5 protein-coding genes are annotated in these 4,362 nt (G+C 29.9%); 4 read left to right on the top strand and 1 reads right to left on the bottom strand.

From position 1 onward, the window contains the following. The 4 genes from Q5F54_RS11010 to Q5F54_RS11025 form a co-directional block, all read left to right on the top strand. A partial coding sequence (locus tag Q5F54_RS11010; RefSeq protein ID WP_302334432.1) for a sugar ABC transporter ATP-binding protein occupies nucleotides 1–1,089 on the top strand: 1,089 nt, incomplete at its 5' end. Nucleotide 1,090: 1 nt separating this feature from the next. After that, nucleotides 1,091–2,065: a ribose ABC transporter permease gene (rbsC, locus tag Q5F54_RS11015; protein ID WP_330578021.1), complete on the top strand. Its 975-nt coding sequence runs from the start codon at nucleotides 1,091–1,093 to the stop codon at nucleotides 2,063–2,065. 11 nt (nucleotides 2,066–2,076) lie between these two features. After that, a complete protein-coding gene (gene rbsB / locus Q5F54_RS11020; RefSeq protein ID WP_277232831.1) occupies nucleotides 2,077–2,970 on the top strand; it encodes a ribose ABC transporter substrate-binding protein RbsB in 894 nt (297 codons plus the stop codon). Nucleotides 2,971–3,435: 465 nt separating this feature from the next. After that, nucleotides 3,436–4,029, top strand: a complete 594-nt coding sequence (locus tag Q5F54_RS11025) for a 3D domain-containing protein (RefSeq protein WP_302334433.1) — start codon at nucleotides 3,436–3,438, stop codon at nucleotides 4,027–4,029. A 64-nt stretch (nucleotides 4,030–4,093) separates the two neighbouring features. Here Q5F54_RS11025 and Q5F54_RS11030 read toward each other — a convergent pair whose 3' ends face one another. Beyond that, a complete protein-coding gene (locus Q5F54_RS11030) occupies nucleotides 4,094–4,273 on the bottom strand; it encodes a hypothetical protein (protein WP_143023174.1) in 180 nt (59 codons plus the stop codon). Nucleotides 4,274–4,362: the final 89 nt, after the last annotated feature.

Genomic DNA, 4,362 nt, shown 5'->3' on the forward strand with positions numbered 1-4,362 from the left:
AGAGACTTAGTTGAAAAACTAAGTTTAGGTGAGCAACAAATGGTTGAGATAGCAAAAGCATTATCTTTAGATGCAAAAATAATAATAATGGATGAACCAACAGATGCTCTTACTGAAACGGAGACTCAAAGTTTATTTAAAGTTATAGAAGAATTAAAATCAGAAGGTAAAGCTATAGTATATACATCACATAGATTAAAGGAAATCTTTGAAGTATGTGATTATATAACTGTTCTTAGAGATGGAAAATATGTAGGTAGTGAAGATTTATCTAATTTAGATGAAGATAAAATGATAGAAATGATGGTAGGTAGAAAGCTTACAGATCAATTCCCAAGAGTTGAAATAACACCTGGAAAAACTATATTAAAAGTTGAAAACTTAAATAATGAATATGTAAGTAATATAAACTTTGAGGTTAGAGCTGGAGAAGTAGTTGGTATAGCAGGTCTTATGGGAGCAGGAAGAAGTGAACTTGCAAAAACTATATACGGTCATTTTAAAAAGGAAAGTGGTAAGATAATACTTAATGGAAAAGAATTAAACCACAAAAGTGCTCAAGAAGGATTATTACATAGAATAGCTTATGTTAGTGAAGATAGAAAAGGTGATGGATTATTAGTTGATTTATCAGTAAGAGAAAATATGACTTTATCATCATTAAACAGAATAAGCAAAGGATTAATAATCGATAAAAAACATGAAAATGAGAGAGTTGACTCTTATATAGAAAGAATAAATATAAAAACACCAAGCAAAGAACAATTAATAAGAAACTTAAGTGGTGGTAATCAACAAAAGGTTGCAATAGCAAAAGCTTTAATGATACACCCAGAAGTATTAATACTTGATGAACCTACTAGAGGGGTTGACGTTGGTGCTAAAAAAGAAATATATGATTTAATAAATGAATTCAAATCTCAAGGTAAAGCAGTAATAATGATATCTTCTGAAATGCCAGAAATATTAGGATTAAGTGATAGAATATTAGTACTTAGTCAAGGAAGAGTTACTGGAGAATTTGATATAAAAGACGCAAGCCAAGAAGCCATATTAAAATGTGCAGTAGAAACTAAGGAGGCAATATAGCATGACATCGCAAGCTATGAAACAAAATACAAAGAAAATAATAGATAAAAAAGAATTTTTCGATAAATACAGAAGTTTAATAGCATTAGCTTTATTAGTAGTAGTTGTATCGATATTAAGTCCATCATTTTTAACTACTAAAAATATATTTAACGTATTAAGACAAACATCAGTAAATGCTATAATAGCAGCTGGTATGACATTTGTAATACTAACAGGTGGAATAGACTTATCAGTAGGTTCAATACTTGCTATAAGTGGCGCAGTTTGTGCAAGTATGTTAGTATCAGGAACTAACATGATAATAGCAATAATAGTAGCTTTAGCAATAGGAGCAGTTGTAGGATTTTTAAATGGATTTATAATATCTAAAGGTAAACTTCAACCATTTATAGCTACACTTGCAACAATGACTGTATTTAGAGGTTTAACTTTAGTGTTTACAGATGGTAAGCCAATAACACTTGGAAGTGGAGATTTAGCAGTTGCATTTGGAAAAATAGGTGGTGGAAGTATATTTGGAATACCAACACCAGCAATAATAATGATAGTAGTATTTTTAGTTTGTGGTTATGTACTTAATAACACTACAATGGGTAGACATACTTATGCATTAGGATCAAATGAAGATGCAGCAAAACTATCAGGACTTAACACTGATAAAATAAAAATAGCAGTATACACAATAAGTGGTATATTAGCAGCGGTTGCAGGTATAATAATAACTTCAAGATTATATTCAGCACAACCAACAGCAGGTAATAGTTATGAACTAGATGCAATAGCAGCAGTTGTACTTGGTGGAACTAGCTTAACTGGTGGTAAAGGGAAAATAAGCAAAACAATAGTTGGTGCTTTAATAATGGGTGTATTAAGTAATGCACTTAACTTATTAGATGTATCATCTTATTATCAAATGATGGTGAAAGGTGTAGTTATATTAATAGCTGTACTTTTAGATAGAAAAAACAAGTAGGAGGAAATAAAATGAAGAAATTTCTTTCTATAATAATGACGACAATATTAGCATCTAGTTTGTTAGTTGGATGTAGCCCAAAAGATGATGGAATACAAAAAATAGGTTTAATAGTATCTACATTAAACAACCCATTTTTCGTAGATTTAAAATCGGGAATAGAAAAAAGAGCAAAAGAATTAGGATATGATGTTGTGGTTTTAGATTCTCAAAACGACCCGGCAAAAGAAGTATCAAACATGGAAGACTTAACTGTTAAAGATGTTGATATAGTACTTTTAAACCCAGTTGATTCAGATTCAGCTATAGCATCAGTAATGATTGCAAACAATTCAAATTTACCAGTTATGACAGTAGATAGAGTTGCAAATGGTGGTAAAGTAGTATCTCATATAGCATCTGACAATGTAGCAGGTGGAGATATGGCTGCTAAATTCTTAATAGAAAAGTTAAATGGTAAAGGGAATATAGTAGAACTAGAAGGTACAGCAGGATCTTCAGCTACTAGAGATAGAGGTCAAGGGTTTGACGATGGGATAAGAAAAAGTGGATTCAATTTAGTAGCTAAGCAAAGTGCAGACTTTGATAGAACTAAAGGTCTTACAGTAATGGAAAATATAATCCAATCAAAAGGAGATATAGATGCAGTATTTGCACAAAATGATGAAATGGCACTAGGTGCACAAAAAGCATTAGAAGCTGCAAATATGAAAGATGTATTGATAGTTGGATTTGATGCAACAGATGATGCAGTTGATGCTGTTAAACAAGGTAAAATGGCGGCAACAGTTGCACAACAACCATTACTAATAGGTGAAACTGCAGTTAATGCAGTCCATAAGGTATTAAGCGGTGAAAAGATAGCTGATTATATACCAGTTGAATTAAAATTAATAACTAAGTAAAGATAAGTGTCTCATTAAATATGAGGCACTTTTTTGAGTAAGGAGAAATTTTTATAGATAGTCCGCTCGATGATGATATATAAGCCTCCCTCCATGCTAAAAAATTATCGCCAACGATATATCCTCATTTCCATTTCGGATACATCTGCAGCGGTAGCAAGGATATATCGTTGGCGACATGAAGTGGTTCGCCGACACGTCGCTCAAGCGAAGCGAATTTTATGCTTGTATAAATTAAAATAATAAGAAAATATATATAAATATTAAAATTTGAATGATTATTAAGATTTAATTTTTATTTTAACTTGTCCTATTGTAACTAAATTGTAATAAATTTAATGGAAACACTTTACAAATGAATTATAATCAACTACTATTTACAGTATAAAGTTTACAAAATAGTAACAAATATAGAAAATTAATTATGAAGATTAATTACTATAGAAAATTTAAAGGAGGATTTTTATGATAAAGAAAACTTTATTTAAATTTTTGTTAATATTGACAGTAATATTTTCAATAGGAGTAACTAACATATTTGCTGATAGCACAGGGGTTGTTACAGCATCAAAATTAAACGTAAGAAAAGGTCCATCGACTAAATATAGTACAATGGGGAGTTTATATAAAAATAAAGGTGTAACAATATTAGGTGAAAGTAATGGTTGGTATAAAGTTAATTTAAATGGAAAAGAAGGATGGGCAAGTAAGCAGTATATAAAAGTAAGTGGAAATAGTAGTTCAAGTGATACTTCGCAAACTACTAGTTCAAATAATAGCCAAGGTAACGTAGTTCGTACAATGAATGTAGTAGCTACAGCTTATACTGGATACTCAACAACTTCAACAGGTCAAAAGCCTGTATGGGGAACAATAGCTGTTGATCCTAAGATTATACCATATGGAACTAAGGTTTACATACCTCAATTTGGAAGAACTTTTATAGCAAATAATACTGGTGGAGCTATAAAAGAAAATAAGATAGATATATTCATGAATACTAAAAAAGAATGTTACAACTGGGGAAGAAGAACTATAGAAATTCAAATATTAGGATAATTTATATATAATTAATGTATATAAAAGGAGCTAATCTAAGTTACAAGATAGCTCCTTAATGTTTTTACTTTTTAGATTTACTTAGATATTTTTTATTATTGAATAAAAGCATAGAAATGCTAAGTATAATACCTAAAACAGATAATATTACAAATACAGTTTCGTTAGTCGATGAAAATCTGTTAAAAGTTATTATACATATAAATGTAGCAATTAATAATAAAATATCATACATCCTGTCCATTTAAGAAAGTATTCCCCCTTTATGTTGGTAATAAGTATTTTAAATTTACATACAACTTAGATGATACTTATATTATATACTAACTTAGT

This window comes from uncultured Romboutsia sp. (genome assembly GCF_958366745.1).
Classification (GTDB): domain Bacteria; phylum Bacillota; class Clostridia; order Peptostreptococcales; family Peptostreptococcaceae; genus Romboutsia; species Romboutsia timonensis.

What these genes read in the sequence shown, in the direction of transcription:
- Q5F54_RS11025 (WP_302334433.1), top strand. Translation starts at nt 3,436, where the DNA reads ATGATAAAGAAAACTTTATTTAAATTTTTGTTAATATTGACAGTAATA.
- rbsB (WP_277232831.1), top strand. Translation starts at nt 2,077, where the DNA reads ATGAAGAAATTTCTTTCTATAATAATGACGACAATATTAGCATCTAGT.
- rbsC (WP_330578021.1), top strand. Translation starts at nt 1,091, where the DNA reads ATGACATCGCAAGCTATGAAACAAAATACAAAGAAAATAATAGATAAA.
- Q5F54_RS11030 (WP_143023174.1), bottom strand. Translation starts at nt 4,273, where the DNA reads ATGGACAGGATGTATGATATTTTATTATTAATTGCTACATTTATATGT.